Source organism: Streptomyces sp. NPDC054770 (assembly GCF_053611985.1).
This window is the reverse complement of the sequence record NZ_JBSHBL010000037.1, coordinates 15,656-42,053: the sequence shown is the minus strand read 5'-3', so window position 1 is coordinate 42,053 and position 26,398 is coordinate 15,656. Positions and strand designations below refer to the sequence as shown.

Genomic DNA, 26,398 nt, shown 5'->3' with positions numbered 1-26,398 from the left:
CCCCTGGGCAGCGTGGTTGACATCGGAGACCAGAAGAACCGCTCTCGGTTGACGGCAACGAACGGCCGGAAATCACGTCTTGCTCAACGGGGCCGAGTTGAACGTCTCGCGGTACGCGCGGGGCGGTACTCCGACGTGGGCTTTGAACAGGGTCCGGAAGTTGGCCGGCGTGCCCAGGCCGCAGCGCCGTGCGACCGCTTCCACCGTCAGGTCGCTCGATTCCAGGAGTTCCCTTGCCAGTCCGAGCCTTGCGTCGAGTAGCCAACGCATGGGCGGTCGGCCGGTGTCGGCGTGAAAGCGGCGAATGAGGGTGCGACGCGACATCCCGGCCTTGCGCGCCAACTGGTCGACGGTGAGCTGCTGGTGCAGGTTGCGCAGGGCCCACTCGTACACCGGCGCCGGTCCGTCATCCACGTCGGGAAGTACTGGCAGGTCTATGAACTGGGCCTGACCGCCCGTGCGGTGCGGCGCGGCGACCAGCAGACGTGCTCGCTGGTTCGCCATTCGGGTGCCGTGATCGCGGCGGATGAGGTGCAGGCACAGATCGAGGCCGGCGGTGACGCCGCCGGAGGTCAGCACGTGGCCTTCGTCGATGTACAGAGCCTCCGGCTGCACCGTCACCTGTGGGTACTGCTTCGCCAGTGTTGCCGCGTACTGCCAATGCGTGGTGGCTCGTCGGCCGTCGAGCAGACCGGCGGTGGCAAGGGCGAACGCTCCCAAGCAGATGGACACCATGCGGCTGCCCCGCGCTGCCGCCTCCGCGAGCGCGGCGCTCACCGCGGCGGAGGGTGTGTCGGGCTCCATGTACCCCGGGACTATCACGGTGTCTGCGGTAGCCAGGGCGTCCAACCCGTCGGCGACCGACAGCGCGGGGCCGCCGTGCATCGCGACGAGCCCGGGCTGTTCCGCACACACCGTCAGCGTGTAGGGCCCATCCGGCCAGCTCCCGAAGACCTGCAACGGGATCCCGATGTCGAGTGCGAGGACGTTCTCGAGAGCCACCACGACCACGCGATGCTTTCCGCCTGACATCTCACCTCCCAGCCGATGGCACGATCCTATCTCTGCGTGGCATGCGTGCCACTGAATCCTTTGCCCGGATCGCGCCTACGGTCGTCTCATGACTGACAGAGACGTCGCCTGCCGCTGCCAGGCACCGTGAGGGGTTTACAGCGCCGACGAAAACGCCTGAGCGGATCCGCACCGCGAGACGTCATGGACAAGATCGTGGCCACCCCGTCACCACCGCCCTCCCCTGGTGCACGGCAGCGGGCAGCTTCGTGCGATCCCGTCGGTCGCAACACGACCTCGCACCGCCACCGATAGGGGCAACCGCCATGAGCATCACGCTGGATACAGCCCAAGCGCTGATCGAGAAGGCCCGCGCCCAGGCGGTGGAGATCGGCGTCGCGATGAACATCGCGGTCGTCGACGGCGGCGGACACCTGGTCGCGTTCGCCCGCATGGACGGATCGATCCTCGGCTCGATCGAGATCGCGCTGGCCAAAGCGAAGACCTCGGTCCTGTTCAACGGCCCGAGCGAAAACCTGTGGGAGTTCTGCAAGCCCGGCGGCCCGGCTCCCGCGACCGAGTACACCAACGGCGGCCTGATCCCCTACGCGGGGGGCCTCCCCATGCACGACGACAGCGGCACTCTGATCGGGGCCATCGGGGTCTCGGGCGGCATGCCCGTCCAGGACGGCAAGGTCGCCCGCATGGCGCTCGGAAAGGAAGCACGATGAAGAAGATCCTGATCACCGGCGCCGGCACCGGCCTGGGACGCGGCACCGTCATCGGCCTGGCCCGGGCCGGGCACCAGGTCATCGCCACCACGGAGATCTGGTCGCAGGTGACCGAACTGCGCAAGCACATCGAGGAACTCAGCTTGCAGGACCGCGTCACGGTCGACAAGCTCGACGTCCTGGACGCCCGCGACATCGCGGCTGTCTCCGGCTGGGACTTCGACACCTTCGTCAGCAATGCCGCGATCGGTGACTGCGGACCGCTGGCGGAGATTCCCGTCGAGCTGGTCCGGCGCACGTTCGAGACGAACGTCTTCGCGAACCTGGAACTCACCCAGCAGGTGATCCGCACCTGGGTGGACGCCGGCACGCCGGGCCGCGTCGTCATCGTCAGCTCGATGGGAGGCATGCTCACCGCGTTCGGCCTGGGGCCCTACTGCGCAACCAAGCATGCGCTCGAGGCGATCGCGGCGACCCTGCGCGACGAGCTCGCGCCGACCGGCATCACCGTTCAGACCATCAACCCCGGGGCGTACCTGACGGGATTCAATGACCGTATCGCGGACACGACCTTCCGCTGGCTGGACGACGCGGTCAACTTCAACCGGACCGAGGACGTGCGGGCCCGTTTCGCGGAAATCCTGGCCGACCAGTACGAGCCGCAAGACATGATCGACAAGATGGTCGAGATCATCGGCGCCGAACAGGGAAAGTACCGGAACGTCTGGCCCCCGGCGACCGAGGAGCTCATCAAGGAGGTCCAGGAAGCAGCCTGGACCCGCAAGGTGTGATCCGCCGCCCTCACCGGACGTAGGCCACGCTCGTCACGCCGGCACTGCCGACCGGCGAGCCGTCGATCGACATGGCGAACAAGTGGCCCGACACGGGCCTCACCCGGGACGGGACTTGAACGCCAGTACCGACTACGACGACGAACTGCTGTTCCTCAGCTGCGTCCTGCATGGCATTGGGATGAGCGAGGGGATCACGTGTCGTGCCGCGATGAGCGCCCGCAGTCTTCCCCGACCGCGCGAAGGCGCCGTCGGCCGTGGCGGACCAGGCCGGCAGGATCACGATCAATCGGTTCAGTGAGTGCAGGTGGGTGACCATCCACGTCGACGTGGCCGCCACGTCCGGCGGCGGCACGACCATCGCCCCGAAGAAGATCCTCGCCTGGCGCTCGGGCCCGAGCTGTACGACGCCGTACTGGCCGTCCGCTGGCGGTATTGAGTGGCTACTCCTCGGGCTCCCAGGCGATCAGCTGCTCGAACACCTGCTGGTCGCCCACGATCTTCAGGTCGCTCAGCGTGAGGCGGCCCCAGACGAAGAGGAGCAGCTGCTCGGCCGTGCCCGTGGCCGAAGCGGAGGCGGGCGCGGCGTCGTCCGTGAGGGGTGCGGGCCAGGCGCCGGTGCCGTCCAGCGCGAGGAGCCAGGAGCGGCCCTCGGTGGCGTGGTAGTGGATGGTGGCGGCCTCGTGCGGCCAGGCCGCCGGGGTGGAGTTGCAGGTGTCGAGAAACTCGGCCACGCCGTCGATCGCGACGTCCGCCGGCATCGGCTGCACGGCGCCTGCGGCGAGCTGGGCGTCGTAGGTGTGCACCAGCACCTCGTGCACCCGGCGCCGGGCAACGCCCCAGGCATTCGCCGGCGACACACCGGCGGCCCACCACACCCAGCACTCGCGCTCCGGGCCGGCCTCGCGCAGCGCACTCAGCAGCAGCTCGTTCGACTCGGCGTACCAGGCCAGCAGCGTCTCGAGCTCGCGCGGCACCTCCGCGGCGTCCTTGGCCGGCGGAGCCTCGGCCGGGCCCGCGGCGACGATCGCGGCCCACCAGCGCTGGCCCGTACCCAGGTGCTGCACCAGATCGAACAACGTCCACTCGGGGCAGGACGGCACCGGCGCGTCAAGGCTGGGCGCGGCGGCAACCGCACTCCGGAACGCGGCCGACCGCTCGTCGATCAGATGCAGCAGGGCGGAATACTCAAGGCTCTGTGTCACATCGCTTGCCTATCACCCCAGTTCAGACGACCGCACCGTATTTTCCAGGCCGTCGGCTGCGGGACTGGCACGAGGCCGGGGTATGGGACCGGCTGCACCAGGTGCTGCTGACCGAGCTGCACCATGCCGGGAAGCTGGACTGGTCCCCGGCGGTGATCGACGGCTCCCACCACCAGGCCCGTCGGGGCGGCCCAAAACCGGGCCGAGCCCGGTCGACCGTGCCCGGCCCGGCTCGAAGCAGCACGTCATCACCGACGCAGGCGGCACCCCGCTCGCCATTACCGTGACCGGTGGCAACCGCCACGACATCACCCAGCTGCCGCCCCTGCTCGACGCGATCCCGCGGATCCGCGAAGTGACCGGTCGCCCCGTCACCGGCCGCGGCAGTTGTTCGCCGACCAGGACTACGACTTCGACAAGTACCGTCGGCTCCCGTGGAGGCGCGGCATCAAGCCGGTCATCGCCCGACGCGGAGTTCCGCACAGCTCCGGCCTGGGCTCGGTCCGCTGCGTCGTCACCCTCTTCCAGTCGACCACGCACCCGCGCAGCCAACGCCCTCGATCGTCTGGCTCCAACGTGCAGCTCCTTGCGCAGCGTCTCTGCTGAAGCCGACCGCTGAGGCGGCTCCCGATGCCGAAGATCGAGCCTCCTCGCCTGCGCCAGCAGCGCCTCCTCATCCAGTTCCGTCCCGCCCGCATCCGCCCCGTCCCGGTCGAGCCACCCCGCTGCATCCAGCCGGCCACCAGCACCGACCGCCACTCCAGCCTCGGAGCCGCGGCGACATTCGCGGCCAAGGAGACGGCGATACCGAGCAAGAATGCAGCCCAGACCGCCCACTTGGCCCGACGGCCGACGCCGCTCTCCTGCTTCAGCAGCCCCAGCGTCGACAACAGCAGCAACTCCTGCCACAACCAGCGCGCACAGGGGCCGCACCCATGCCTCGACATCGAGGGACCGGCGAGCATTCTGGTGCTCGCCGAGCCCTTCTTTCGTGCTCACCGGGCCCTCCCCCGCCCCGCGCCCGTTGCACATTTCCGCGGGACATCGAGGGAACTCGCGGGAACTACTGACGAGTCGCCAGAACATCTGCCCGGGTCAGCAGCAGTGCAGGTCAGGCCCAGGAGGCCACCGGAAGGAACGAACTGTCCTGCCTGAACAGATCGGTGCCGTCCGAGAGGGACACGCGGAGTTGGTAGTTGTAGTGGCGCAGGTAGTAACCGGGGTAGTTGTACGACTCGAAGCGGACCGAGCCGGTGGTTGTGCCGGTGCGGGCGATGAAGGTGGCGTCCTGGGCGAAGGTCGTCGTGCCGTCGTTCGCGTCGAAGCGGCCCCGGAAGTCGTAGTGGCGCAGGTAGTTGCCGGCGGCGTCGCGGAAGGAGTAGGCGCTGGAGTCGGCCAGGCCCGCGACCACCGTGAAGGTGGCCGCCTGCTTGTCGGCGGTGGCGCTGGAGCTGGTCACGACCGGGAGGTTGAGGAGTGAGGACACTTCCTCCCAGTAGCGAGTGGGGTAGTTGACGGACTGGAGGGAGCGGGTCGCGTTCTTCGTCAGGGACGGGCCGCCGGTCACCGTCTCCTTGATGACCGTGAAGTGCCGGGCCGTACCGGAGAGTGTGGCCAGGGCCGTGGGGGTGCTCCAAGTCGCGAACGTGTCGTAGCTGTCGCTGTAGTAGTAGTTGCCGTCGGCGTAACCGTCGAAGAAGATCCGCCAGCCGCCGCTGTCGAGCTGGATCACGGAGGGACCCTCGCGGTAGCTGCCCCAGCCCGCCCAGTCGCCGGTCCTGGTGAGGGTGTAGGGGCCCTTGAGGCTGGTGGCCGTACCGTACTCGATGTACTTCGCCGTCTCGTTCTTCGTGAACGCGTGGTACGTCGAGCCGATCCTCACGATGTACGTGTCGATGTGGTTCGAGCCGATGCCGGACAGAGCGGTGGGTGAAGTCCACGCCGTGAGAGCCGAGTTGGTCGCCGTCAGGACGTACGGGGTGAAGATCCACTCGTCGTCGGTCGTGGAGCAGGACACGATGACGTTGACGCTGCCGTCGCTGTCCACGAACCACTCGGGCGCCCAGGCCCGGGACAGGTCGGTGATGGGGATCGTGTAGTCGTACAGGAAGGTCCAGTTGACCCGGTCGGCGCTGCGGGCGAAGCCGATCGTGGTGCTCTCGTCCTCCCAGGTGTGGGTGGTGTAGGTGACGTAGTAGTAGCCGTCCGTGTGCTTGAAGATGCTCGCGTCGCGGATGCGGTTGCTGGGCGGGGTGTAGGCCGAGGACTGGAGGAGGCGGAAGTCCGTGGCGTCGTCGGACTGGTAGACGTTCACCGTGCCGTCGTCGCTGTTGAGGAACGGGACGATGGTGTAGCGGGTGGCGTAGCCGCTCGCGGGAGCGGCGGCCTCGGCCTCGCCGAGCAGGCCGGGCAGTTCGCCCAGGGCCAGGGCCGTCGCGGGCAGGGCGGCCAGCGCGCGCAGCAGGGTGCGACGGGACGGGGTGGGGGGACGTGTGGTCACGGCGGCTCTCCGGGGCTCGTGCAGACGCGGACACAGCGGTGCGGTGCGTCCGGTATTTCGAACTGAGTTCGAGAAGTCGCGCAGAAAGTAGAAGTCGCGACAGGTTCACGTCAATGCTTTGGGCAGGACTGGGGACCGGCTGGATACCCGCTGTGCGAAACCTGTCCTGCGACGGCCGGATCGACGTTACCCTCCGGTAAAAGCTGCACCCCGGAGGTAGGTCCCCCGCATGCCGTACGACCGTTCCGCAGGCCTCGCCGAGTCCGTACGCGCCTTGGCCGCCGGTGAATTGACCTCCCGTCAGCTGGTCGAGGAGTGCCTCGCGCGGATCGAGGCCACCCAGGACTCCCTCAACGCCTTCCGGATCGTGCGCCGTACCGCGGCCCTCGCCGAAGCGGACGCGGCCGACCGGGAGTTGGCCGACGGAGTGCGCCGGCCCCTGCTCGGGGTGCCGGTCGCGGTGAAGGACGACACGGACGTGGCAGGCGAGCCGACCGCCTTCGGCTGCCCGGGCGAGTTCCCGCCGGTGGCGGAGGACGGGGAGGCGGTACGGCGGCTGCGCGCGGCCGGGGCGGTGATCATCGGCAAGACCAACACCTGCGAGCTGGGGCAGTGGCCGTTCACGGAAGGGCCGGCCTTCGGCGCCACCCGCAATCCCTGGCAGCCGGGGCACACTCCGAGCGGGTCCTCGGGCGGGTCGGCGGCCGCCGTGGCGGCGGGTCTGGTGCCGGCCGCGCTCGGCTCGGACGGCGCCGGATCGGTGCGGATCCCGGCCGCCTGGAGCCATCTCGTCGGCATCAAACCGCAGCGCGGCCGCATCTCCACCTGGCCGCGCGGCGAGTCGTTCCAGGGCATCACGGTCAACGGCACGCTGGCCCGCACGGTCGCCGACGCGGCCCTCCTGCTGGACGCGGCGAGCGGGAACCATCCCCAAGACCCGCATCGCCCAGATCAGTTGACGCTCCTCGACGCGGTCGGACGCGAACCCGGGCGGCTGCGCATCGCCCTCTCCCTCAAACCGCCGTTCACCGCGCTCCCCGCCCGCCTCCAGCCGGAGATACGCACCCGCATCCTCGAACTCGCGGAAAAACTCTCCGAGTTGGGCCACACCGTCGAGGAGGCCGACCCGCCCTACGGCCAGATCGGGCTCACCTTCGTCCCGCGCGCCGCGGTCGGGATCGCCGAACGCGTCCGCGAGGCTCCGCACCCGGACCTTCTCGACCGGCGCACCCTGGAGACGGCCCGCCTGGGCCGGCTGCTCGGCGGCGCCCCGCTGCGGGCCGCCCGGCGTGCGGAGGCCACCCTGCGGGGCAGGATCGGCGGCTTCTTCACGTCGTACGACCTGATCCTCGCGCCGACCACCGCCGCTCCCCCACCCCGGGTCGGCGCGCTGCTCGGGCTGGGCCCGTTCGCCACCGACCGGGCGATGATCGCCGCCTGCCCGTACGCCTGGCCGTGGAACGTGCTGGGGTGGCCGGGGGTGAACGTGCCCGCCGGGTTCACCGGGGACGGGCTGCCGGTGGGCGCCCAGTTGCTCGGGCCGGCGGACAGCGAGCCGCCGCTGGTCTCCGTCGCCGCCCAGCTGGAGGCCGAACTGCGCTGGCACGAGCTCTGGCCACCGCAGCCCGCGACCGCGGACTCCCCGGCCGCATGAACGCCAGCCGCGTGGACACCAGCCGCATGAACACCGGCCACGTGGACGCCGGCCACGTGGACACCAGCCGCGTGGACACCGGCCGCTTTCCTGCCGCTTGACCTGACCGTACCCTCTGACCATGGACGATGCGTCGATGGTCGGGCTCATGGGGCGGGTCACCGGAACGGTCGGGCCCGGACTCGTCGGCGAGGTGATCGTCCGGGTCCGCGGGGGTGCCGAGCACTTCCTCGCGTACGCCGCCGACGGCACCGGCCGGTTCGAGCGGGGCACGCTGGTGATGGTGGTCGAGTACCTGCCGCCGCGGACGGTCTACGTCACGCCCGCGTACGACAGTTGAGCGGTTGGGCCCCAGGTGAGGGGCGTATGCGTCAAGACTGCAACAAGGAATCACCGGCGTCTTCACCCCGCGCTCGCGCGGGCGCACACTCCCTTCGTTCGGTGCCGGAAGGGCACCATTCAAAGGGGGGCGTATGCCGATGGTCGTCGGCGTCGTAGCGGGGGCGGCGGTTCTCGCCGTTCTCGTGTTGATCGGTCTGTTCAAGATGATGTGGCGGGTTGCCGAGCCGAACGAGGCGCTCATCATCTCCGGTTCGAAGCATCGGACCGAAGGCCTCGAAGAAGGCATGGGGTTCCGGATCGTCACGGGGCGCGGCACGCTGGTGATGCCCGGCGTGCAGGCGGTGCGCAAGCTCTCCCTGGACCTCAACGAGACCGAGCTGTCGGTGGACTGCGTGACCCAGCAGGGCATTCCGCTGAAGGTGCGAGGGGTGGTCATCTTCAAGGTCGGCGACGACTTCGTGTCGATCGCCAACGCGGGCCGCCGTTTCCTGGACCAGCAGAAGATGATGTCCGAGCGGGTGCACAACGTGTTCGCCGGTCATCTGCGGTCCATCGTGGGCGGGTTGACGGTCGAGGACATGATCCGCGACCGGGACAAGCTCACCGGGCAGACCCGGGCGGCCTGCGGCACGGAGATGGAGAAGCTGGGGCTCATCGTGGACTCCCTGCAGATCCATGAGATCGAGGACCCGACCGGCTACATCAAGAACCTGGCGATGCCGCACGCGGCCGCCGTCCAGCGGGACGCGCGGATCGCGCAGGCCGAGGCGAACCGTCTCGCCACCGAGGCGGAGCAGCAGTCGTTCGCCCGGATGGCGGAGGCCACCCGGGACAGCGAGATCCTCCAGGCCGGCTACCAGGCCGAGCGGGACAAGGCGGCCGCGCAGGCCCGCCAGGCCGGTCCGCTCGCCGACGCGGCCGCCCGGCAGGAGGTCGTGGTCCAGGAGACGCGGGTCGCCGAGCTGGAGGCGCACCGCCGCGAGCAGCAGCTCCAGGCGGACGTCCGCAAGCCGGCCGACGCCAAGGCGTACGAGAAGCGGACGCTGGCCGAGGCCGAGCGCGACGCGCGGATCTCGGCGGCCCAGGCCAAGGCCAAGGAGACGGAACTGGCGGCCGCGGCCGAGGCGACCCGGGTCAAGGCGGCCGCGGGCGCCGAGGCCGAGGCGACCAAGTCCCGGGGTACGGCCACCGCGGCGGCGACCCGGGCCACCGGTGAGGCCGAGGCGGCCGCCGCGCAGGCCAGGGGGCTGGCGGACGCCGAGGCGGTGCGGGCCAAGGGGCTCGCCGAGGCAGAGGCGATCAAGGCCCGCGCCGCCGCCCTCGCGGAGAACCAGGAGGCGGTCGTCGCCCAGCAACTCGCCGAGAACTGGCCGGAGATCGTCAAGGCCGGCGCCTCCGCCTTCGGCAACGTCGACAACATGGTGCTGCTCAACGGCGCCGACGGCATGGCCGAGTTGTTCGCGAAGGCGCTCACGATGGGCGGCACGGGGCTGGGCCTGGCCCGCCAGCTCCTTGCCTCGATGAACCAGAACGGGCAGGCTCCGGGCGGGACTTCACCGGCTCTTGGCGGGGTCACGGCCCCGAAGAGCCAGAAGGTGCCGGTGGAGCAGGACGACTAGTAGCAGCCACGGTACCGGTGAACGGGGGTGCCTCCGGCCACGCGCCGGGGCACCTCTGTGGTCACTCCTGTGGTCACTCCTGTGGTCACTCCTGTGCGTTGAGCCGTCGCAGCAGCTCCAGCAGCGTCGCCCGCTCCGGCGCCGACAGCCCTGCGAAGCAGTCGGCCAGCACCTCGCCGGCCACCCCGTGCCCGGCGGCCAGCGTCCGCTCCCCGTCGGGGGTCAGATGGTGCTCGATGCGCCGTCCGCGGCCCGGCCGTCGTTCCACCAGTCCCTGCGCGGCCAGCCGGCCCACCAGTGTGCCGAGGGCCTGCTCGCTCTGGAAGGTGGCCGCGGCCAGCTCGCGCGCCGAGGCGCCCGGCGACCGGTCGATGGCGCGCAGCGCGTCCCACTGCGCGAGGGTGGTGCCGACGGCCGCGAGCGCGCTGTCCAGCGCCCGGTGCTGCCGGTACTGGGCCTGTTTCACCGCTCTTCCGAGAACTTGCAGGTCATCGTGCATGACCCCACTGTAGCTCACGACTAAGCTTGTTTATATAAACATCCTTAGTTAGATTGTGCGGCATGACGACGAACCGCATCGCCCAGGTGTATCCGGACCTCCCCATCTCGCTGACCGAGGCCGGTTCCGGCCGCCCGGTGCTCGTACTCCACGGAGGCGGCGGCCCGGCCACGGTCGCCGGCCTCGCCGCCCGCCTCGCCGAGACGGCCCGCACCCTCACCCCGGTCCACCCCGGCTGGGACGGCACCCCGCGTCCCGACTGGCTGACGAGCGTCGACGACCTGGCCGTCGCGTACCTCCACCTGCTCCAGGACGGCGAGTTGAGCGACGTCCTGGTCATCGGCTCCTCGCTGGGCGGCCAACTCGCCGCCGAGATGGCCGTACGCGACACGGCCGGGCTGATCACCGGCCTGGTCCTGATCAACGGTGTCGGTGCGGACATCGAGGGCGAGCCGGTCACGGACTTCTTCGCGCTGGATCCCCGTGCCGCGGCCGAGCACTCCTGGCACGACCCGGACCGCTTCTACGTCGACCCGGCCACCCTCCCCGCCGCCGAACTCGCCCGCCGCCAGGCCAACATGGCGACCATGCGGCTGCTCACCGACGGCGGCCGGATGACCGACCCGAAGCTGCTGCCCCGGCTGGGGCGGGTGCGGCAGCCCGCGCTGGTGATCTGGGGCGAGAGCGACCGTATCGTCACGCCCGCCTACGGAGCCGCGTACGCGAAGGCCTTCCCGCAGGGGCGGTTCGAGCCGATCGCCGAGGCCGGTCACCTTCCGCACATCGAACGCCTCGACGCCACGGCCGAGTTGATCGAGGCGGAGCTGCGCGGTACCGGCACCCCGTCTGTTCTCGCAGGCTGAGGCCCCTTAAAGTGCCCTCGTGACTGCGTACATCGACGACGAGAACATCCCCGGCCGGTACGGCCCCACCGCGACCACCGAGGCCGACCCGCACGAGGTCGGCAAGGTGCACACCGAGTACTCCCCCGCCCACGACGGCGACCCCGACCCCGGTGAGATCGTGTGGACCTGGGTGCCCTTCGAGGAGAACGACGGGCGGGGCAAGGACCGGCCGGTGCTGGTCGTCGCCCGGGAGGCGGCCGGCACCCTGCTCGCCGTCCAGTTGTCCAGCAAGCGGCACGACAACGACCGCGAGTGGGTGGCGATCGGCAGCGGGCCGTGGGACCGCTCCGGGCGTGACTCCTGGGTGGACGTGGACCGCGTGCTGCGACTGCACGAGGACGGGATGCGCCGCGAGGCCTGCGCACTCGACCGCGGCCGCTTCAACCTCGTACGCAACCGGCTGCACGAGCGCTACGGCTGGAAGTGAGCCGGGCGCTCCGCTGGTTGCGCGGTTCGTTTACCGCGGGCCGGTGGGGGCTGATCGCGCAGTTCCCCGCGCCCCTTACGGGGCGCGGTCCCGCACCGGACTTCACCAGATCCGCTCAGACCTCAGCGACACTGAACGCCTCGGCGAAGGCGGCCCGGGCCACGGATCCCGGCGTGCGGTCCAGGATGCCGAACACCACGTGTTCGAAGGTCCGTGCGAACCGTCCGCCGGGGCCCAGGAGCCCCCGGAAGGCGCCCGCCACCTGTGCCGGGTCGTTCTGGAACACCCCGCAGCCCCAGGCGCCGAGGACCAGCCGCCGGTAGCCGTGGGCGGCGGCCACCTCCAGGACCCGCTCGGCCCGTACGGCGAGGGCGGCCGGCAGTTCGCCGACGCGGTCCGGAGCCGTACGGCGGATCACGCCCGCGTTGGGCGCGGCGGCCGTCAGGAAGCCCGCGCGGTAGGGCTCGGCGAGCAGGCGGCCGCGGTCGTCACGGAAGACCGGCACGGCCGGGGAGTGGATCACGCGGTCCGAGTAGAAGGGGTCGCGGTGGGCGCGGTGGTGGTCGTAGTACCCGGGGGCCTCACGCACGCACGTGTACAGCGCGGAGGCGCGGCACAGGGCCTCCTCCTGCGCCTGGGCGCCGTTCAGGTAGCCGCCACCCGGATTGCGGGCCGAGGCGAAGTTGAGCACGGCCACCGGGGCGTCGGCCAGGCGGCGGGCGGCCTCCAGGCTGCTCTCGCCGGTGACCTCGAGGACGGCGTCCAGTTCCGGCGCGGACGGGACCGGCACCGGCTCCGGGCCGTACAACCGCGTCCCCGTCCGTGCGGCCGCGATGTCGGCCGCCAGCGGGACCTCCCGGCCGTCGGGCGTGCGGTAGCTCCCCGCCGCCACGATCTGTTCGGTCTGCTGCGCGATACCGCGCAGGCGCGCACTCATGGCACCACCCCCGTGGACGCCATGACCGCGGCCCGCGCGGCCTCCCCCGTCGTGCTCATGCAGGCATCCTGGGTGATGCTGGTGGTGCCGTGCAACGGAGTTTCCATGGCCCGAAACGGTCGGAAACACACGAGGAAGCAGAGGTTACCGATCTAGAACGTCCCTATAGGTGCCCTTGTGCGAATGGACGCGACCGTCTTGGGTGGAACGGACGATGCCGCCCCGGACGCATCCATGGCCGGGGCGGTGGCATGGTGGAATCTTCAGGAGGATCCCGACATGTCCGACTCGATATCCGACGGCGGCGACTGTACCGACGGCTCTGTGAAGACCGACTTCTCGGACGACCGCACCGCTGTCACCGAGGCGGAGGTGGAGGCCCTGGTCAAGGGCATCTGCTTCAAGACCGGCCCGCCCCGCACGCTCGGGGTGGAAGTGGAATGGCTGGTCCACGAGCTGCGCAGGCCGCAGCTCCCGGTAACACCCGAACGGCTCGAAGCGGCCTACGCCGCACTGCGCACGGTGCCCCTGGGCTCGGCACTCACCGTCGAACCCGGCGGTCAGCTGGAGCTCAGCTCCCCGCCCGCCGCCTCCCTCACGGAGTGCATCGGCACCGTCTCCGCCGACCTGGACGCCGTCCGCAAGGTCCTCGCCCGACAGGACCTCGGACTCGTGGGCGTCGGTCACGACCCCTGGCACACACCCCGCCGCTTCCTGCGCGAACCGCGCTACGACGCGATGGAGAACTGCCTGGACCGTACCGGCACCGCGGGCCGCCACATGATGTGCTCCTCGGCCTCCGTACAGGTCTGCCTGGACGCCGGCCACGAGGAGCCCGGTCCGCTGGGGTACACCCGGCGCTGGTGGCTGGCCCATCAGCTGGGCCCGGTGCTGGTGGCCGCGTTCGCGAACTCCCCGCTGGTCGGGCACCGGCCCACCGGCTGGGTCTCCACCCGGCAGCTGCTGTGGATGGAGATCGGCCCGGGCCGCGCGGGCGCGCCCCCGCTGGACGGCGACCCGCGGGCGGCCTGGGCCCGGCACGTCCTCGACGCACCGGTGATGTGCGTACGGCGGGACGGCGGCCCCTGGGAGGTTCCCGAAGGCCTCACCTTCCGGGCCTGGACCCGGTCGGGGACGCCCACCGGCGCGGACCTGGCGTACCACCTCACCACGCTGTTCCCGCCGGTCAGGCCGCGCGGTCATCTGGAACTGCGGATGATCGACGCGCAGCCCGGCGACGACGGGTGGATCGTGCCGCTGGCCGTGACGACGGCGCTGTTCGACGACCCGGAGGCCGCCGAGACCGCGTACCGGACGGTGAAACCGCTGGCCGAGCGGGCGGGACCGCAGCCCGCCCCGCACAACCCGCTGTGGCTCGACGCGGCCCGGACCGGGCTCCGCGACCCGGAGCTGCACGAGGCGGCCGTCGCCTGTTTCTCGGCGGCCCTCGAGGCCCTGCCGAGGCTCGGCGCCACCTCCGAGGTCGTGGACGCCGTGACGGCGTACCGGGACCGGTACGTCCTGCGGGGCCGCTGCCCGGCCGACGACCTGCTGGACCGACTGCGCGGCACGGCCGGTCGCGCCCATGGGAAGGACATCAGCGCATGACCGAGACCGACGCCGACATCGATATCGAGACCCTGCGGGACCGGGCACTGAAGTCCCTGACCACGGCCCGCGACCGCACCACGCTGCTGACCAGCTGCGTGGAGGGACCCGACCTCACCGCCCAGCACTCCCCGCTGATGTCCCCGCTGGTCTGGGACCTGGCGCACATCGGCAACCAGGAGGAGCTCTGGCTGCTGCGCAACGTCGGCGGCCGGGGGGCGATGCGCCCCGAGATCGACAGCCTCTACGACGCCTTCGAGCATCCGCGGTCCGAGCGGCCCACGCTGCCCCTGCTGCCGCCGGCCGAGGCCCGGCAGTACGCGGCGGAGGTGCGCGGCCGGGCCCTGGACCTGCTGGACGGCGCGGCGTTCAGCGGCACCCGGCTGACCGAGGCCGGCTTCGCCTTCGGGATGATCGCGCAGCACGAACAGCAGCACGACGAGACGATGCTGATCACCCATCAGCTCCGCAAGGGCCCCCAGGCCCTGACCGCCCCGGACCCGGACCCGGCGCCGCCGTTCACCGGCCCGGCCGAAGTCCTGGTCCCCGGCGGCCCGTTCACCATGGGCACCTCCACCGAGCCCTGGGCGCTGGACAACGAACGCCCCGCGCACCGGCGGGAGGTGGCGCCCTACTGGATCGACACCACCCCGGTGACCAACGGCCGGTACCTGGCGTTCATCGAGGACGGCGGCTACGAGCAGGAGCGCTGGTGGGCGCCGGAGGGCTGGGCGCACATCCGGCAGCACGCCATCTCCGCGCCGCAGTTCTGGCACCGGGAGGGCGGCCAGTGGCTGCGCCGCCGGTTCGGGATCACCGAGGTCGTGCCGCCCGAGGAGCCGGTGCTGCACGTGTCCTGGTACGAGGCGGACGCCTACGCCCGCTGGGCCGGGCGCCGGCTGCCCACCGAGGCCGAGTGGGAGAAGGCCGCCCGGCACCACCCCGGCGAGAACCGGTCCCGGCGCTACCCGTGGGGCGACGCCGACCCGGCCCCGGCCCATGCCAACCTGGGCCAGCGGCATCTGCGCCCGGCCCCGGCGGGCAGCTACCCGGAGGGCGAGTCCCCGCTGGGCGTACGGCAGTTGATCGGTGACGTGTGGGAGTGGACGGCCAGCGACTTCGAGCCGTACCCGGGCTTCGCCGCCTTCCCGTACAAGGAGTACTCGGAGGTGTTCTTCGGCCCCGAGTACAAGGTGCTGCGCGGCGGTTCGTTCGCCGTGGACCAGGTGGCCTGCCGGGGGACGTTCCGCAACTGGGACTACCCGATCCGGCGGCAGATCTTCTCCGGCTTCCGCACCGCCCGTTCGGCGGAGACCGCCTGATGTGCCGTCACCTGGCCTGTCTGGGTCCCGAGGAGCCGCTCGGCCGGCTCCTCGTGGAGCCCGAGCACTCCCTCTACCGGCAGTCGTGGGCACCCCGGCGGCAGCGGTACGGGACGGTCAACGCGGACGGCTTCGGGGTGGGCTGGTACGCCCCGGCGGATCCGCAGCCGGCCCGCTACCGGCGGGCCGGGCCGATCTGGGCCGACCCGTCCTTCGCCGACCTGGCCCGGGTCGTCCGCACCGGCGCGCTGCTGGCCGCCGTACGGGACGCGACCCTGGCGGGCGCGGACGGGGAGGCCGCGGCGGCGCCGTTCGCCGCGGGCCGCTGGCTGTTCAGCCACAACGGGGCGATACCCGGCTGGCCGCAGTCGGTCGCGTCGCTCGTCCCGCTGCTGCCCCCGGCCGACCTGCTGTCGATGGAGGCACGCACCGACTCGGCGTTCGTCTGGGCGTTGGTCCTGCACCGGCTGCGCTCCGGTACGGAGCCGGGCACGGCTCTTGCCGAAACGGTTCAGCAGGTCGCCGAAGCCGCCCCCACGGCCCGGCTGAACCTCCTGCTCACCGACGGCGAGACCATCGCCGCCACCGCCTGGGGCGACAGCCTGTTCTCTCTCTCGGAACCCGGCCACCGCACCGTCGTCGCCTCCGAGCCGTACGACGACGACCCGCGCTGGCGGGAGGTCCCCGACCGCACGCTCCTCACCGCGAGCCGCACGGGCGTCGAACTCGCCCCGGTCGAGGACCTGGCATCGGTACCACCTAAGGAGCCCTGTACGTGAGTCCCTTCCGTGTCACCCGCACCCTTCCCGAGGACGCGACGGACGCCGCGCTCCGCGCCGATGTCCTGACCGGCCTCACCGCCACCCCCAAGACGCTGCCGCCGAAGTGGTTCTACGACGCCCGGGGCAGCGAGCTGTTCGAGCAGATCACCGAGCTGCCCGAGTACTACCCGACCCGGGCCGAACGGGAGATCCTGCGCACCCGGTCCGGCGAGATCGCCACCGCCTGCGGTGCCCGCACGCTGGTGGAGCTGGGTTCGGGCTCCTCCGAGAAGACCCGGCTGCTCATCGACGCGCTCACCGGTCTCGAGGTGTACGTGCCGGTCGACGTCAGCGAGAGCGCGCTGACCCAGGCCGGCCAGGCGCTCATCGCGGAGCGGCCGCAGCTGACCGTGCACGCCCTGATCGCCGACTTCACCGGCCGGCTGGAACTGCCCGAGACACCGGGGCCCCGGCTGCTGGCGTTCCTCGGCGGCACGATCGGCAACCTGCTGCCGGCCGAGCGGGCCGCGTTCCTGGCCTCGGTGCGCGGGCTGCTCGCGCCCGGCGACGCGCTGCTGCTCGGCACCGACCTGGTCAAGGACGAGGGGGTGCTGGTCCGGGCGTACGACGACGCGGCCGGGGTGACGGCCGAGTTCAACAAGAACGTCCTCGCCGTCGTCGACCGGGAGCTGGGCGCCGACTTCGCCCCGGACGCCTTCGACCATGTCGCCCTGTGGGACGCGGAGAACGAGTGGATCGAGATGCGGCTGCGCTCCCGGGTCGCGCAGACCGTGAAGGTGCCCGCGCTCGACCTGGCCGTGGACTTCGCGGCGGGCGAGGAACTGCGCACCGAGGTGTCGGCGAAGTTCCGGCGGGACGGCGTGACCGCGGAACTGGCCGCCGCTGGACTGGAGTTGACCAACTGGTGGACCGACTCGCAGGGACGCTTCGCGCTGTCGCTGAGCTTCGCCCGCTGAGTCGCTCCGCTGGAAGTGCCGTGCCATGTCGTCGGTCGTCTGCGGCGCCGTCGTGGCTGGTCGCGCAGTTCCCCGCGCCCCTTTGGGGCGCTGCCGAACCGCATGCGTCAGGTCACCCGAAGTCCGGTGCGAGGAGTTCGGTGATGCGTCGGGAGGCGCGGCGGGCCTCGGTCGTGGGGTCCGCTCCGCGGAGCACCTTGGTCATGTAGCCCTTGATCGGGTTGTCGGCCTCGACCGCCGGCCAGTCCGGGGTGTGGGGGGTCGCCCGTCCCCGGGCGGCCCCCGCCGCCATGGCGGCGACCCCCTCCTCCCCCGCCACCGCGCCCGCCCGCGTGGGCTTGTTGGGCACGTAGTTCATGGTGCGGGCCAGTTCGGTGTCCCACTTGGCGCCGGTCAGCGCGCCGACGACGGCGGTGGCGTCGTAGGGCCGGTCGGTGTTCTGCGGTACGACGAGGTCCGAGCCGCCGGTGAAGACCGCGCCGGGGTGGGCCGCAGTCAGCCCCGGCACCGGGAAGTAGCCGATCTGGTCCTTGAGTTCGGGGTTCTCCTGCACGATCGACTGGGCGAGGCCGGGCACCGCGACGATCTGCGCGACCTGGCCGCCCGCGAACACCTGCGCCTGCGGCGGGTGTTCCTCGTCGGCGTCGACGGGTCCCTTGCCGAGTGCCTGGAGTTGCCGGTAGAAGTCCATCCCGCGCAGCGCGGCCGGGCTGTCGAGGGTGCCCTTCCATTCGGTGTCCGTCTCCGTGGCGAGGTCGCCGCCCTCGTCCCAGATGAACCCGGAGAGGGTGTACCAGTCCTGTCCGGCGAGGTAGATCCCTTGTCTGCCACCGGAGTCGAGCTTCTCGGTGTCGGCCAGCCACTGCGCGCGGGTCTTCGGCGGGGAGGTGATCCCGGCCTTCCTGAACAGGTCCTTGCGGTAGATGACCACCCGGTTGGCGGCGTACCAGGGGATGCCGTACTGGCGGGAGTCGTCCCGGCCGGGCTCGGCGAGGCCGGGCAGCCAGTGGTCCTTGCCCCAGTCGCGCATCGACTCCAGGGTGAGGTCGGTGAGCCGGCCGTCCTCGACGTACTGCGGGACCTGGGTGTTGCCGACCTCGATGACGTCGGGCGCGTCGTCGGCGTCGCTCTTCAGGGCCGTCTGCACCTTGTCCACGATGCCGGTCCAGTCCTGGATGCGGATGTCCAGGCGGATGTCCTTGTGGGTGTGCTCGAAGTCCGCGGTGAACCGGCGCAGGAAGTCCGCCGAGGCGCTGTTCCGCATCAGCCACACCGTGACCGTGTGCCGGTCGCCGCCTCCGCCCGGCAGGACTCCACAGGCGCTCAGCAGGGCGGCGGACACGAAGACGAGGGCGAGCGGGCGGCGATGTCTCACGAGGGGGGTCCTGTTCTGTCTGGCGGACAGGCGAAGGGGCCCGACGTGGGGGAACGAGCACCGGGGGCTCGTGCGGGTGTACGGGATTTTGGTATGGACCAATGCGGAGGGTCAAGGGCTGTCGGCGTTTCGGAACCGACGCCTCGCGCTCCGCTTCCGGATGCGGCACGGTGGAGTGACGACGAGAGGAGCTCCCCGATGACGAACCACACCTACCGGGTCACCGAGATCGTCGGCACCTCGCACGAGGGCATCGACCAGGCCATCCGCAACGGTGTCGCACGCGCCAACCAGACCGTACGCAACCTGGACTGGTTCGAGGTGACACAGGTCAGGGGCCAGATCGAGAACGGGCAGATCGAGCACTACCAGGTGGGCCTGAAGGTGGGCTTCCGCATCGAGGACGAGGACTGACGGCCCGAGGACCAGGACTGACGGCCGAAGCCGGTCTCAGGTCCGCCCCTCCCCCTCCTGGGCCTGCTCCAGGGTTTCGGAGCGTTCGGCCCAGCGGGCCCGTACGACCGTGAACCCGGCCCGTTCGGCGGCGTCGCACACCAGCTCGTCGTCGTCGACCAGGACGCGGACCGTACGCCGTTCGGCGAGCCGGCGCAGGATCTCCAGCTTGGTGTGCCGGGCGGGCCTGCGGTCGGCGTTGCGCCGCATGTGCACGCGCCCCTCGGGCAGCCCGTGGGCGGCGAGCCAGTCCAGCGTGTCGCGCCGGCAGCGCTCGGGCCGCCCGGTGAGATAGACGATCTCGCACTCCTCGGCGGTCGCCACGGCCAGCGCGATCCCCTCGGCGATCGGCGGGTCCTGCGGCGCGGCCGCGAAGAACGCGTCCCAGTCCCGCGGCTTGCGCTCCAGGAACCGCTGCCGGTGCGCGGTGTCCGCGAGGGTGTTGTCGATGTCGAACACGGCGATCGGACGCTTGCTGCTCTCTGTCACGCGGCAACCCTAGAACGGGGCGCCGACAGTGGCCCCGGGAGCACTTGAAACACTGGGCGCATGCCGATCTCCGAGTTCACCGCGGACCGTCCCTGCACGGTCGTCGTCTGCCGAGGCTGCTGCTGCGGCGACCCCGGCAAGCACCCCGGCACCGACCACGTCCGGCAGCTGGAGCGGCTGCGGGCCGGTGCGGCCGAGGGCGGCTTCGCGGTGCGTACGACGGACTGCCTCGGCCCCTGCGACCAGGCGAACGTGCTCGTCGTACAGCCCTCGGCGGCCGGCCGGCGCGCGGGCGGCCGCCCGGTCTGGGTCGGCTTCGCGATGGACGACGACTGCACGGACGAGGTCCTGACCTGGGCGGGGGCGGGTGGACCGGGCGTGTGCGAGCCGCCGATCACCCTGGAACTCCAGTTCATCCGCCCGCCGAGGGGCGCCCGGGCCCGTTCCCGCCGCTGACGTGGGGTGACGGCGGGAATCCTGCGGCGGCCGGAGTGTTGAACCCACTGTGAACGCAACGATCGCCCGGACCAGGTTCTCCGTCCTCGACCGCTCGCGCACCCGGGAGGGGCACACTCCGGGTGAAGCGCTGCGGGACACCGTGGCGCTGGCGCGGGAGGTAGAGGCGCTCGGGTATCACCGGTTCTGGGTGTCGGAGCACCACGGTGTGCCCGGGGTCGCCGGGTCGGCACCGACCGTGCTGGCCGCCGCCGTGGCCGGCGCGACCCGGTCCATCCGGGTCGGCACCGGCGGCGTCATGCTGCCGAACCACCAACCTCTGGTCGTGGCCGAGCAGTTCGGGGTGCTGGAGTCGCTGTATCCGGGGCGCATCGACATGGGGCTCGGCCGGTCGGTGGGCTTCACCGACGGCGTGCGCAGGGCGCTGGGCCGGGACAAGGACGACGCCGAGGACTTCGCGGCGCAGCTCGGCGAGCTGCTCGGCTGGTTCGAGGGGACCTCGCCGACCGGGGTGCGGGCCCGCCCGGCGGACGGCCTGCGGGTGCCGCCGTTCGTGCTGGCGATGGGCGAGGGCGCGGACATCGCGGCCCGGGCCGGGCTGCCCATGGTCATCGGCGACCTGCGGGGCCGCGAGAAGATGCGGCGCGGGATCGACCACTACCGCGACCGCTTCCGGCCCTCCCCGTGGGCGGCCGAGCCGTATGTGGTGATCTCCGGGACGGTCGCCGTCGCCGACACCCCGGAGGCCGCGCACCGCATCCTGGTCCCGGAGGCCTGGTCGATGGCGTACTCCCGTACCCACGGCACGTTCCCGCCGCTGCCGCCGGCCGAGGCCGTCGAGGCCCGGACGACGACCGCGAAGGAACGCGGCTTCTACGAGTCCGGGCTCGCCGGGCACATCGCCGGCACCGAGGACCAGGTCGCGCACGAGCTGGAGACGGTCCTGAAGGAGACCGGTGCCGACGAGGTGCTGGTCACCACGAGTACGTACGACCGTGCGGCGCTGCTGGACTCGTACCGGCGGCTGGCCGGGATCGTGGCCTCCTGAACAGACCGGTCAGACCGTGGCCGGCTTGTCGGACCTGATGACGATCTCGCCGTTCGCCGCGTCCACCACCGCGCGGTCACCCGCCACCAGCTGGCCGGAGAGCAGCAGGTCGGCGAGGCGGTCGTCGACCTCGCGCTGGATGGTGCGGCGCAGCGGGCGGGCGCCGAAGTCGGGCTGGTGACCGAGGTTGGCGAGCAACTCGGCGGCCGTGTCGGTGACTTCGAGCGAGACGTCCTGGGCATGCAGCCGGCGCCGGGTGTGTTCCAGCAACAGGCCGACGATCTCGCGCAGTTGGGTGCGGTCCAGGCCGCGGAAGACGATGATCTCGTCGATGCGGTTGAGGAACTCCGGCCGGAAGTGCTGCTGGAGGGCCGGCATGACCGCCTCGCGGACCTTGGTGTAGTCCTCGGTGCCGGCGGCCAGGATGCGGTCGGCGCCGATGTTCGAGGTCATGATGACGACGGTGTTCTTGAAGTCGACGGTGCGGCCCTGGGCGTCGGTGAGGCGGCCGTCGTCGAGGAGCTGGAGCAGGGTGTTGAAGACGTCCGGGTGCGCCTTCTCCACCTCGTCCAGGAGCAGCACGGCGTACGGCTGCCTGCGCACCGCCTCGGTGAGCTGGCCGGCCTCCTCGTGGCCGACGTATCCGGGCGGGGCACCGACCAGCCGGGAGACCGTGTGGCGCTCCTGGAACTCGCTCATGTCGAGACGGATCATGCGGGTCTCGTCGCCGAAGAGGGCCGCGGCCAGGGCGCGGGCCAGTTCGGTCTTGCCGACGCCGGTCGGGCCGAGGAAGAGGAAGCTGCCGACGGGCCGGTCGGGGTCGCTCATGCCGGCGCGGGCGCGGCGGACCGCGCGGGCGACGGCGGTGATCGCCTCGTCCTGGCCGACGACCCGCTCGTGCAGGTGCTCCTCCAGCTTCATCAGCCGCTCCCGCTCCTCCTCGGTGAGCTCGGCGACCGGGATGCCGGTGGTGCGGGAGACGACCTCGGCGATGTCCTCGGCGGTGACCTTGGGCGCGTGCTCCTCGGCGGTGCCGGCCTGCTCCAGCTCGCCCTCGGCCGCCTTGATGCGGTCGCGCAGTTCCTTGGCCCGCTCGTACTCCTCGTCGGCGACGGCCTGGTCCTTCTCCCGGTTCAGGGCGGCGATCCGGTCCTCGATGTCCCGGGTGTCGGTGGGCGGGGTCTTCGAACGCAGCCGTACCCGCGCCGCCGCCTGGTCCATCAGGTCGATCGCCTTGTCGGGCAGGAAGCGGGAGGTGATGTACCGGTCGGACAGCTCGGCGGCGGCCACAACCGCCTCGTCGGTGATGCGGACCTGGTGGTGGGCCTCGTAGCGGTCGCGCAGGCCGCGCAGGATCTCGACGGTGTCGTCGACGGTGGGCTCGCCGACCAGGATGGGCGCGAACCGGCGTTCGAGGGCCGCGTCCTTCTCGATGTGCTTGCGGTACTCGTCGACGGTGGTCGCGCCGATGAGGTGCAACTCGCCGCGCGCGAGGGCCGGTTTGAGGATGTTCCCGGCGTCGAGGGCTCCGTCGCCGCCTCCGCCCGCGCCCACCACGGTGTGCAACTCGTCCAGGAACAGCACCAGTTCGTCGCTGTGCTCGCGGACCTCGTCGAGCAGCTTCTTCAGCCGCTCCTCGAACTCGCCCCGGTACTTGGTGCCGGCGACCATCCCGGCCAGGTCGAGGGAGACCAGCCGCTTGCCTTCGAGGGTCCTGGGTACGTCCCCGGCGACGATCCGCTGCGCGATGCCCTCCACGATGGCGGTCTTGCCGACGCCGGGGTCACCGATCAGGACCGGGTTGTTCTTGCTGCGCCGGGAGAGCACCTCGATGGTCTGCTCGACCTCCTCGTCCCGCCCGATCACCGGGTCCAGGCGCCCGGCCCGGGCGTCCTCGGTGAGGTCGCGGCCGTACTCGTCGACGGTCGGCGTGGTGCTGGGCTTCCTGCGCTCCCCGGCGCCCTCGGCCGGCATCCGGGTCGGCTCCCAGCCGCTGTCGCCGAGCGCCCGCCCGGCCGCCGACTCCGGGTTCGCGGCGAGCGCGCGCAGCAGGTGCTCGGGGCCGATGTAGGAGGCGCCCTCGGCGCGGGAGATCTGGTAGGCGTCGAGCAGGGCGCGTTTGGCGGCCGGGGTGAGGGCGGTGGGCTCGGTCTTCTCGCCGCCGCCGTGGCCGGCGGTGAGCCGTTCGCGGAGCTGGTCGGGGTCCGCGCCCGCCTCGGCGAGCAGCCGCCGGGTGGAGTCGTGGGTGGTGGCGGCGGCCAGCAGGTGCCGGGCGTCCAGTTCCTCGCTGCTCTCGACGGCGGCCAGGTCACGCGCGTCGGCGACCAGCTCCCGGGCCCGCTCGGACAGCAGACTGCCGATGTCGACGCGCTGTGGGCGGCGGGGCTGGGCGCCGGCCCCCGCGCCGCCGAAGAAGCGGGACATCAGCTCGTCGAACTCCTCGAAGGGACTGCGTCCGAATCCGAAACCGGAAGTGCTCATGAGGCCCCGGGCCTTTCTGCGGTCGGCTCTGCGGTAGGCGGGATTCCGCGTCTTCCAAGCTCGCACAGGCACGCCGGGCCCGCACGGGGACGGCCGCCGAGATGCGGACGGCGCCCCGGCCGGTGACGCTGGGGGTGGAAGCCGCAACCAGCGAGGAGGGCTGCCATGTCCATGCTGGACAAGCTCAAGGGGATGCTCAAGGGCCACGAGGACCAGGCCAGACAGGGCGTCGAAAAGGGCGGCGACATGATCGACCAGCGGACCGGCAACAAGTACCAGTCCCAGGTCGACGCGGCCCAGAAGCAGGCCGACGACTACATCGAGCGGGAGCGGAGGCAGGGCAACCCTCCGCAGTAGACATCCCTGCCGCGGGTAGGATCGCGGGGTTTGTCCCTGCCCCGCGAGCCGCCCGTCCCGGAGTGTCCGCCCGATGCACAGCCCCCACGACCCGTACGTCCGCGTCCGCGGCGCCCGTGAGCACAACCTCAAGGATGTCGACGTGGACATCCCGCGGGACGTGCTGGCCGTGTTCAGCGGTGTGTCCGGCTCGGGGAAGTCGTCCCTGGCGTTCGGCACGATCTACGCCGAGGCCCAGCGGCGCTACTTCGAGTCGGTCGCGCCGTACGCGCGACGGCTGATCCACCAGGTCGGGGCGCCGAAGGTCGCGGAGATCAGCGGACTGCCGCCGGCGGTCTCGCTCCAGCAGCGCCGCTCGGCGCCCACCTCCCGCTCCTCGGTCGGCACGGTCACCAACCTCTCCAACTCCCTGCGCATGCTGTTCTCGCGTGCCGGGGACTACCCGCCGGGCGCCGGACGGCTCGATTCCGACGCGTTCTCCCCCAACACGACGGCGGGCGCCTGTCCCGAGTGCCACGGCCTGGGCCGGGTGCACCGGGCGACCGAGGAGTCGCTGGTCCCCGACCCGTCGCTGTCGATCCGCGAGGGCGCGATCGCGGCCTGGCCGGGCGCCTGGCAGGGCAAGAACCTCCGGGACATCCTGGACGCGCTGGGCCACGACGTCGACCGGCCGTGGCGGGACCTGCCCGCCGGGCAGCGGGAGTGGATCCTCTTCACGGACGAGCAGCCGGTGGTCACCGTGCACCCGGTCCGGGACGCCGACCGCATCCAACGCCCTTACCAGGGCACGTACATGAGCGCCCGCCGGTATGTGCTGAAGACGTTCTCGGACTCCAGGAGCCCGGCCCTGCGGGCGAAGGCGGAGCGGTTCCTGACCAGTGCGCCCTGTCCGGTGTGCGGCGGCAGCAGGCTGCGCCCGGAGGCCCTCGCCGTGACCTTCGCCGGCCGTACGATCGCGGAGCTCGTCGCGCTGCCGCTCACCGAGCTGGCCCGACTCCTCGGCCACCAGAGCGATTCGGAGACCGTGCGGGTCCTGACCGCGGACCTCACCTCCCGTATCGCCCCCGTCGTCGAACTGGGCCTCGGCTACCTCAGCCTCGACCGGGCCACGCCCACCCTCTCCGCGGGCGAGCTCCAACGCCTGCGCCTGGCCACCCAGTTGCGCTCCGGGCTGTTCGGGGTCGTCTACGTCCTGGACGAGCCGTCGGCCGGGCTGCACCCGGCGGACACCGAGGCCCTGCTCACGGTGCTGGACCGGCTGAAGACGGCCGGGAACTCGGTGTTCGTGGTGGAGCACCACCTGGACGTGGTGCGCGGCGCCGACTGGCTGGTGGACGTGGGCCCACGGGCCGGTGAGCACGGCGGGGAGGTGCTGCACAGCGGACCGGTGGCGGAACTGGCCGGGGTCGCGGGGTCGGCCACCGCCCGCTACCTGTTCGCGCGGGAATCCGCCCCGGTGCGCCGACCGCGCCCCGCCAGAGGCTGGTTGACGATCGGGCCGGTGACCCGGCACAACCTCCGTGCGGTCACCGCCGAGTTCCCGCTCGGTGTCCTCACCGCCGTGACGGGCGTGTCCGGTTCCGGCAAGTCGACGCTGATCGGCGAGATCACCGAGGATTCGGCCGGGGTCGGCCGCCTGGTCTCGGTCGACCAGAAGCCGATCGGCCGCACGCCGCGCTCCAATCTGGCCACCTACACCGGCCTGTTCGACGTCGTCCGGAAGGTGTTCGCGGCCACCGGGCAGGCCCGGGAACGTGGTTACGGTGTCGGGCGGTTCTCCTTCAACGTGGCCGGAGGCCGGTGCGAGACCTGCCAGGGCGAGGGATTCGTCAGCGTGGAGCTGCTGTTCCTGCCCAGCACCTACGCGCCCTGCCCGGACTGCGGCGGGGCGCGCTACAACCCTCAGACGCTCGAAGTGACGTACCGGGGACGGAATATCGCCGAGGTGCTGGACCTGACCGTGGAGAGCGCGGCGGGGTTCTTCGCGGACACCCCGGCCGCCGCCCGCAGCCTGGCCACGCTGATGGACGTGGGCCTCGGATATCTGCGACTCGGCCAGCCCGCCACGGAGTTGTCCGGCGGCGAGGCCCAGCGCATCAAGCTGGCGGGCGAGTTGCAGCGCGGGCGGCGCGGCCACAGCCTCTATCTCCTCGACGAGCCGACGACAGGGCTGCATCCGGCCGATGTCGAGGTGCTGATGCGGCAGTTGCACGGGCTGATCGACGCCGGGCACACGGTCGTGGTGGTCGAGCACGACATGACGGTGGTGGCGGACGCCGACTGGGTGATCGACCTGGGGCCGGGCGGCGGGGACCAGGGCGGCCGGATCGTCGCGACGGGCCCGCCGGCCGAGGTCGCCAAGGCCGCGGGCAGCGCCACCGCGCCCTATCTGTCCCGTTCCCTCCCCTGACGGCCTTCAGGAACGCTTCAGGTTGCCCCGGAAGCTTGGG

26 protein-coding genes are annotated in these 26,398 nt (G+C 71.6%); 17 read left to right on the top strand and 9 right to left on the bottom strand.

Annotated elements, in window-relative coordinates; all coding sequences use genetic code 11:
* Positions 1-72: 72 nt before the first annotated feature.
* Positions 73-1,032: a GlxA family transcriptional regulator gene (locus ACWGKQ_RS28590; protein WP_453294847.1), complete on the bottom strand. Its 960-nt coding sequence runs from the start codon at positions 1,030-1,032 to the stop codon at positions 73-75.
* Between the two features lie 305 nt (positions 1,033-1,337).
* On the opposite strand from ACWGKQ_RS28590, the gene ACWGKQ_RS28585 reads away from it, so the two are divergent.
* Both ACWGKQ_RS28585 and ACWGKQ_RS28580 read left to right on the top strand, forming a co-directional pair.
* The gene (locus ACWGKQ_RS28585; RefSeq protein ID WP_453294846.1) at positions 1,338-1,742 is read left to right on the top strand and encodes a GlcG/HbpS family heme-binding protein; all 405 of its coding nucleotides are present in this window, start codon (positions 1,338-1,340) and stop codon (positions 1,740-1,742) included.
* Complete coding sequence (locus tag ACWGKQ_RS28580; protein ID WP_453294845.1) at positions 1,739-2,533, top strand: SDR family oxidoreductase; 795 nt, start codon at positions 1,739-1,741, stop codon at positions 2,531-2,533. Before ACWGKQ_RS28585 ends, ACWGKQ_RS28580 begins: the two co-directional genes overlap by 4 nt.
* Positions 2,534-2,543: 10 nt before the next feature.
* Here the strand turns inward: ACWGKQ_RS28580 and ACWGKQ_RS28575 are convergent, their stop codons facing one another.
* Complete coding sequence (locus ACWGKQ_RS28575; RefSeq protein ID WP_453294844.1) at positions 2,544-2,894, bottom strand: hypothetical protein; 351 nt, start codon at positions 2,892-2,894, stop codon at positions 2,544-2,546.
* An 82-nt stretch (positions 2,895-2,976) separates the two neighbouring features.
* Positions 2,977-3,738, bottom strand: coding sequence for a maleylpyruvate isomerase family mycothiol-dependent enzyme (locus tag ACWGKQ_RS28570; protein ID WP_453294843.1), 762 nt, complete (start codon positions 3,736-3,738; stop codon positions 2,977-2,979).
* 82 nt (positions 3,739-3,820) lie between these two features.
* Here ACWGKQ_RS28570 and ACWGKQ_RS28565 point away from each other — a divergent pair, with 82 nt between their 5' ends.
* Complete coding sequence (locus ACWGKQ_RS28565; RefSeq protein ID WP_453294842.1) at positions 3,821-4,357, top strand: transposase; 537 nt, start codon at positions 3,821-3,823, stop codon at positions 4,355-4,357.
* Positions 4,358-4,849: 492 nt separating this feature from the next.
* Here ACWGKQ_RS28565 and ACWGKQ_RS28560 read toward each other — a convergent pair whose 3' ends face one another.
* Positions 4,850-6,238, bottom strand: coding sequence for a glycoside hydrolase family 43 protein (locus ACWGKQ_RS28560; RefSeq protein WP_453294841.1), 1,389 nt, complete (start codon positions 6,236-6,238; stop codon positions 4,850-4,852).
* A gap of 229 nt (positions 6,239-6,467) precedes the next feature.
* Here ACWGKQ_RS28560 and ACWGKQ_RS28555 point away from each other — a divergent pair, with 229 nt between their 5' ends.
* From ACWGKQ_RS28555 to ACWGKQ_RS28545, 3 genes are all read left to right on the top strand, one after another.
* Positions 6,468-7,892: an amidase gene (locus ACWGKQ_RS28555; RefSeq protein ID WP_453294840.1), complete on the top strand. Its 1,425-nt coding sequence runs from the start codon at positions 6,468-6,470 to the stop codon at positions 7,890-7,892.
* Between the two features lie 121 nt (positions 7,893-8,013).
* A complete protein-coding gene (locus tag ACWGKQ_RS28550) occupies positions 8,014-8,232 on the top strand; it encodes a hypothetical protein (protein ID WP_453294839.1) in 219 nt (72 codons plus the stop codon).
* Positions 8,233-8,365: 133 nt separating this feature from the next.
* A complete protein-coding gene (locus ACWGKQ_RS28545) occupies positions 8,366-9,853 on the top strand; it encodes a flotillin family protein (protein ID WP_453294838.1) in 1,488 nt (495 codons plus the stop codon).
* An 85-nt stretch (positions 9,854-9,938) separates the two neighbouring features.
* Here the strand turns inward: ACWGKQ_RS28545 and ACWGKQ_RS28540 are convergent, their stop codons facing one another.
* Positions 9,939-10,352 carry a MarR family winged helix-turn-helix transcriptional regulator gene (locus ACWGKQ_RS28540; RefSeq protein WP_453294837.1) on the bottom strand — a complete coding sequence of 138 codons (414 nt, stop codon included), beginning with the start codon at positions 10,350-10,352 and terminating at the stop codon, positions 9,939-9,941.
* Between the two features lie 62 nt (positions 10,353-10,414).
* Here ACWGKQ_RS28540 and ACWGKQ_RS28535 point away from each other — a divergent pair, with 62 nt between their 5' ends.
* Both ACWGKQ_RS28535 and ACWGKQ_RS28530 read left to right on the top strand, forming a co-directional pair.
* The gene (locus ACWGKQ_RS28535; protein ID WP_453294836.1) at positions 10,415-11,215 is read left to right on the top strand and encodes an alpha/beta fold hydrolase; all 801 of its coding nucleotides are present in this window, start codon (positions 10,415-10,417) and stop codon (positions 11,213-11,215) included.
* A gap of 19 nt (positions 11,216-11,234) precedes the next feature.
* Positions 11,235-11,684: a type II toxin-antitoxin system PemK/MazF family toxin gene (locus ACWGKQ_RS28530; protein ID WP_453294835.1), complete on the top strand. Its 450-nt coding sequence runs from the start codon at positions 11,235-11,237 to the stop codon at positions 11,682-11,684.
* Between the two features lie 115 nt (positions 11,685-11,799).
* On the opposite strand, the gene ACWGKQ_RS28525 is transcribed toward ACWGKQ_RS28530, so the two are convergent.
* Positions 11,800-12,621 (bottom strand): TIGR02452 family protein, encoded by an 822-nt coding sequence (locus tag ACWGKQ_RS28525; protein ID WP_453294834.1) that lies wholly within the window; start codon positions 12,619-12,621, stop codon positions 11,800-11,802.
* Positions 12,622-12,900: 279 nt separating this feature from the next.
* On the opposite strand from ACWGKQ_RS28525, the gene egtA reads away from it, so the two are divergent.
* Genes egtA through egtD form a run of 4 tightly spaced genes read left to right on the top strand, consistent with a single transcriptional unit; the run spans position 12,901 to position 17,289 of the window.
* Positions 12,901-14,229, top strand: coding sequence for an ergothioneine biosynthesis glutamate--cysteine ligase EgtA (gene egtA, locus ACWGKQ_RS28520; protein WP_453294833.1), 1,329 nt, complete (start codon positions 12,901-12,903; stop codon positions 14,227-14,229).
* A complete protein-coding gene (gene egtB, locus ACWGKQ_RS28515) occupies positions 14,226-15,551 on the top strand; it encodes an ergothioneine biosynthesis protein EgtB (protein WP_453294832.1) in 1,326 nt (441 codons plus the stop codon). Before egtA ends, egtB begins: the two co-directional genes overlap by 4 nt.
* The gene (gene egtC, locus ACWGKQ_RS28510; RefSeq protein ID WP_453294831.1) at positions 15,551-16,330 is read left to right on the top strand and encodes an ergothioneine biosynthesis protein EgtC; all 780 of its coding nucleotides are present in this window, start codon (positions 15,551-15,553) and stop codon (positions 16,328-16,330) included. The genes egtB and egtC overlap by 1 nt, the downstream gene beginning before the upstream one ends.
* Positions 16,327-17,289 (top strand): L-histidine N(alpha)-methyltransferase, encoded by a 963-nt coding sequence (gene egtD / locus ACWGKQ_RS28505; RefSeq protein WP_453294830.1) that lies wholly within the window; start codon positions 16,327-16,329, stop codon positions 17,287-17,289. Before egtC ends, egtD begins: the two co-directional genes overlap by 4 nt.
* A 112-nt stretch (positions 17,290-17,401) precedes the next feature.
* Here the strand turns inward: egtD and ACWGKQ_RS28500 are convergent, their stop codons facing one another.
* Complete coding sequence (locus tag ACWGKQ_RS28500) at positions 17,402-18,664, bottom strand: extracellular solute-binding protein (RefSeq protein ID WP_453294829.1); 1,263 nt, start codon at positions 18,662-18,664, stop codon at positions 17,402-17,404.
* 198 nt (positions 18,665-18,862) lie between these two features.
* Between ACWGKQ_RS28500 and ACWGKQ_RS28495 the strand changes: the two genes are divergently transcribed.
* Positions 18,863-19,078: a dodecin gene (locus ACWGKQ_RS28495; RefSeq protein ID WP_453294828.1), complete on the top strand. Its 216-nt coding sequence runs from the start codon at positions 18,863-18,865 to the stop codon at positions 19,076-19,078.
* A gap of 36 nt (positions 19,079-19,114) precedes the next feature.
* On the opposite strand, the gene ACWGKQ_RS28490 is transcribed toward ACWGKQ_RS28495, so the two are convergent.
* Positions 19,115-19,606: a phosphatase domain-containing protein gene (locus ACWGKQ_RS28490; RefSeq protein WP_453294827.1), complete on the bottom strand. Its 492-nt coding sequence runs from the start codon at positions 19,604-19,606 to the stop codon at positions 19,115-19,117.
* A gap of 60 nt (positions 19,607-19,666) precedes the next feature.
* Between ACWGKQ_RS28490 and ACWGKQ_RS28485 the strand changes: the two genes are divergently transcribed.
* On the top strand, positions 19,667-20,062 hold the full coding sequence (locus ACWGKQ_RS28485; protein ID WP_453294826.1) for a (2Fe-2S) ferredoxin domain-containing protein: 396 nt from the start codon (positions 19,667-19,669) through the stop codon (positions 20,060-20,062).
* Positions 20,063-20,111: 49 nt separating this feature from the next.
* Positions 20,112-21,110: an LLM class flavin-dependent oxidoreductase gene (locus tag ACWGKQ_RS28480; RefSeq protein ID WP_453294825.1), complete on the top strand. Its 999-nt coding sequence runs from the start codon at positions 20,112-20,114 to the stop codon at positions 21,108-21,110.
* Positions 21,111-21,119: 9 nt separating this feature from the next.
* On the opposite strand, the gene ACWGKQ_RS28475 is transcribed toward ACWGKQ_RS28480, so the two are convergent.
* A complete protein-coding gene (locus ACWGKQ_RS28475; protein WP_453294824.1) occupies positions 21,120-23,591 on the bottom strand; it encodes an ATP-dependent Clp protease ATP-binding subunit in 2,472 nt (823 codons plus the stop codon).
* Between the two features lie 165 nt (positions 23,592-23,756).
* Here ACWGKQ_RS28475 and ACWGKQ_RS28470 point away from each other — a divergent pair, with 165 nt between their 5' ends.
* Together ACWGKQ_RS28470 and ACWGKQ_RS28465 are read left to right on the top strand one after the other, a co-directional pair.
* On the top strand, positions 23,757-23,948 hold the full coding sequence (locus ACWGKQ_RS28470) for an antitoxin (RefSeq protein ID WP_453294823.1): 192 nt from the start codon (positions 23,757-23,759) through the stop codon (positions 23,946-23,948).
* Between the two features lie 73 nt (positions 23,949-24,021).
* Positions 24,022-26,358, top strand: a complete 2,337-nt coding sequence (locus ACWGKQ_RS28465) for an ATP-binding cassette domain-containing protein (RefSeq protein WP_453294822.1) — start codon at positions 24,022-24,024, stop codon at positions 26,356-26,358.
* Positions 26,359-26,398: the final 40 nt, after the last annotated feature.

What these genes read in the sequence shown, in the direction of transcription:
- ACWGKQ_RS28590 (WP_453294847.1), bottom strand. Translation starts at nt 1,032, where the DNA reads ATGTCAGGCGGAAAGCATCGCGTGGTCGTGGTGGCTCTCGAGAACGTC.
- ACWGKQ_RS28585 (WP_453294846.1), top strand. Translation starts at nt 1,338, where the DNA reads ATGAGCATCACGCTGGATACAGCCCAAGCGCTGATCGAGAAGGCCCGC.
- ACWGKQ_RS28580 (WP_453294845.1), top strand. Translation starts at nt 1,739, where the DNA reads ATGAAGAAGATCCTGATCACCGGCGCCGGCACCGGCCTGGGACGCGGC.
- ACWGKQ_RS28575 (WP_453294844.1), bottom strand. Translation starts at nt 2,894, where the DNA reads ATGGTCGTGCCGCCGCCGGACGTGGCGGCCACGTCGACGTGGATGGTC.
- ACWGKQ_RS28565 (WP_453294842.1), top strand. Translation starts at nt 3,821, where the DNA reads ATGGGACCGGCTGCACCAGGTGCTGCTGACCGAGCTGCACCATGCCGG.
- ACWGKQ_RS28555 (WP_453294840.1), top strand. Translation starts at nt 6,468, where the DNA reads ATGCCGTACGACCGTTCCGCAGGCCTCGCCGAGTCCGTACGCGCCTTG.
- ACWGKQ_RS28550 (WP_453294839.1), top strand. Translation starts at nt 8,014, where the DNA reads ATGGACGATGCGTCGATGGTCGGGCTCATGGGGCGGGTCACCGGAACG.
- ACWGKQ_RS28545 (WP_453294838.1), top strand. Translation starts at nt 8,366, where the DNA reads ATGCCGATGGTCGTCGGCGTCGTAGCGGGGGCGGCGGTTCTCGCCGTT.
- ACWGKQ_RS28540 (WP_453294837.1), bottom strand. Translation starts at nt 10,352, where the DNA reads ATGCACGATGACCTGCAAGTTCTCGGAAGAGCGGTGAAACAGGCCCAG.
- ACWGKQ_RS28535 (WP_453294836.1), top strand. Translation starts at nt 10,415, where the DNA reads ATGACGACGAACCGCATCGCCCAGGTGTATCCGGACCTCCCCATCTCG.
- ACWGKQ_RS28525 (WP_453294834.1), bottom strand. Translation starts at nt 12,621, where the DNA reads ATGAGTGCGCGCCTGCGCGGTATCGCGCAGCAGACCGAACAGATCGTG.
- egtA (WP_453294833.1), top strand. Translation starts at nt 12,901, where the DNA reads ATGTCCGACTCGATATCCGACGGCGGCGACTGTACCGACGGCTCTGTG.
- egtB (WP_453294832.1), top strand. Translation starts at nt 14,226, where the DNA reads ATGACCGAGACCGACGCCGACATCGATATCGAGACCCTGCGGGACCGG.
- egtC (WP_453294831.1), top strand. Translation starts at nt 15,551, where the DNA reads ATGTGCCGTCACCTGGCCTGTCTGGGTCCCGAGGAGCCGCTCGGCCGG.
- ACWGKQ_RS28495 (WP_453294828.1), top strand. Translation starts at nt 18,863, where the DNA reads ATGACGAACCACACCTACCGGGTCACCGAGATCGTCGGCACCTCGCAC.
- ACWGKQ_RS28485 (WP_453294826.1), top strand. Translation starts at nt 19,667, where the DNA reads ATGCCGATCTCCGAGTTCACCGCGGACCGTCCCTGCACGGTCGTCGTC.
- ACWGKQ_RS28475 (WP_453294824.1), bottom strand. Translation starts at nt 23,591, where the DNA reads ATGAGCACTTCCGGTTTCGGATTCGGACGCAGTCCCTTCGAGGAGTTC.
- ACWGKQ_RS28470 (WP_453294823.1), top strand. Translation starts at nt 23,757, where the DNA reads ATGTCCATGCTGGACAAGCTCAAGGGGATGCTCAAGGGCCACGAGGAC.
- ACWGKQ_RS28465 (WP_453294822.1), top strand. Translation starts at nt 24,022, where the DNA reads ATGCACAGCCCCCACGACCCGTACGTCCGCGTCCGCGGCGCCCGTGAG.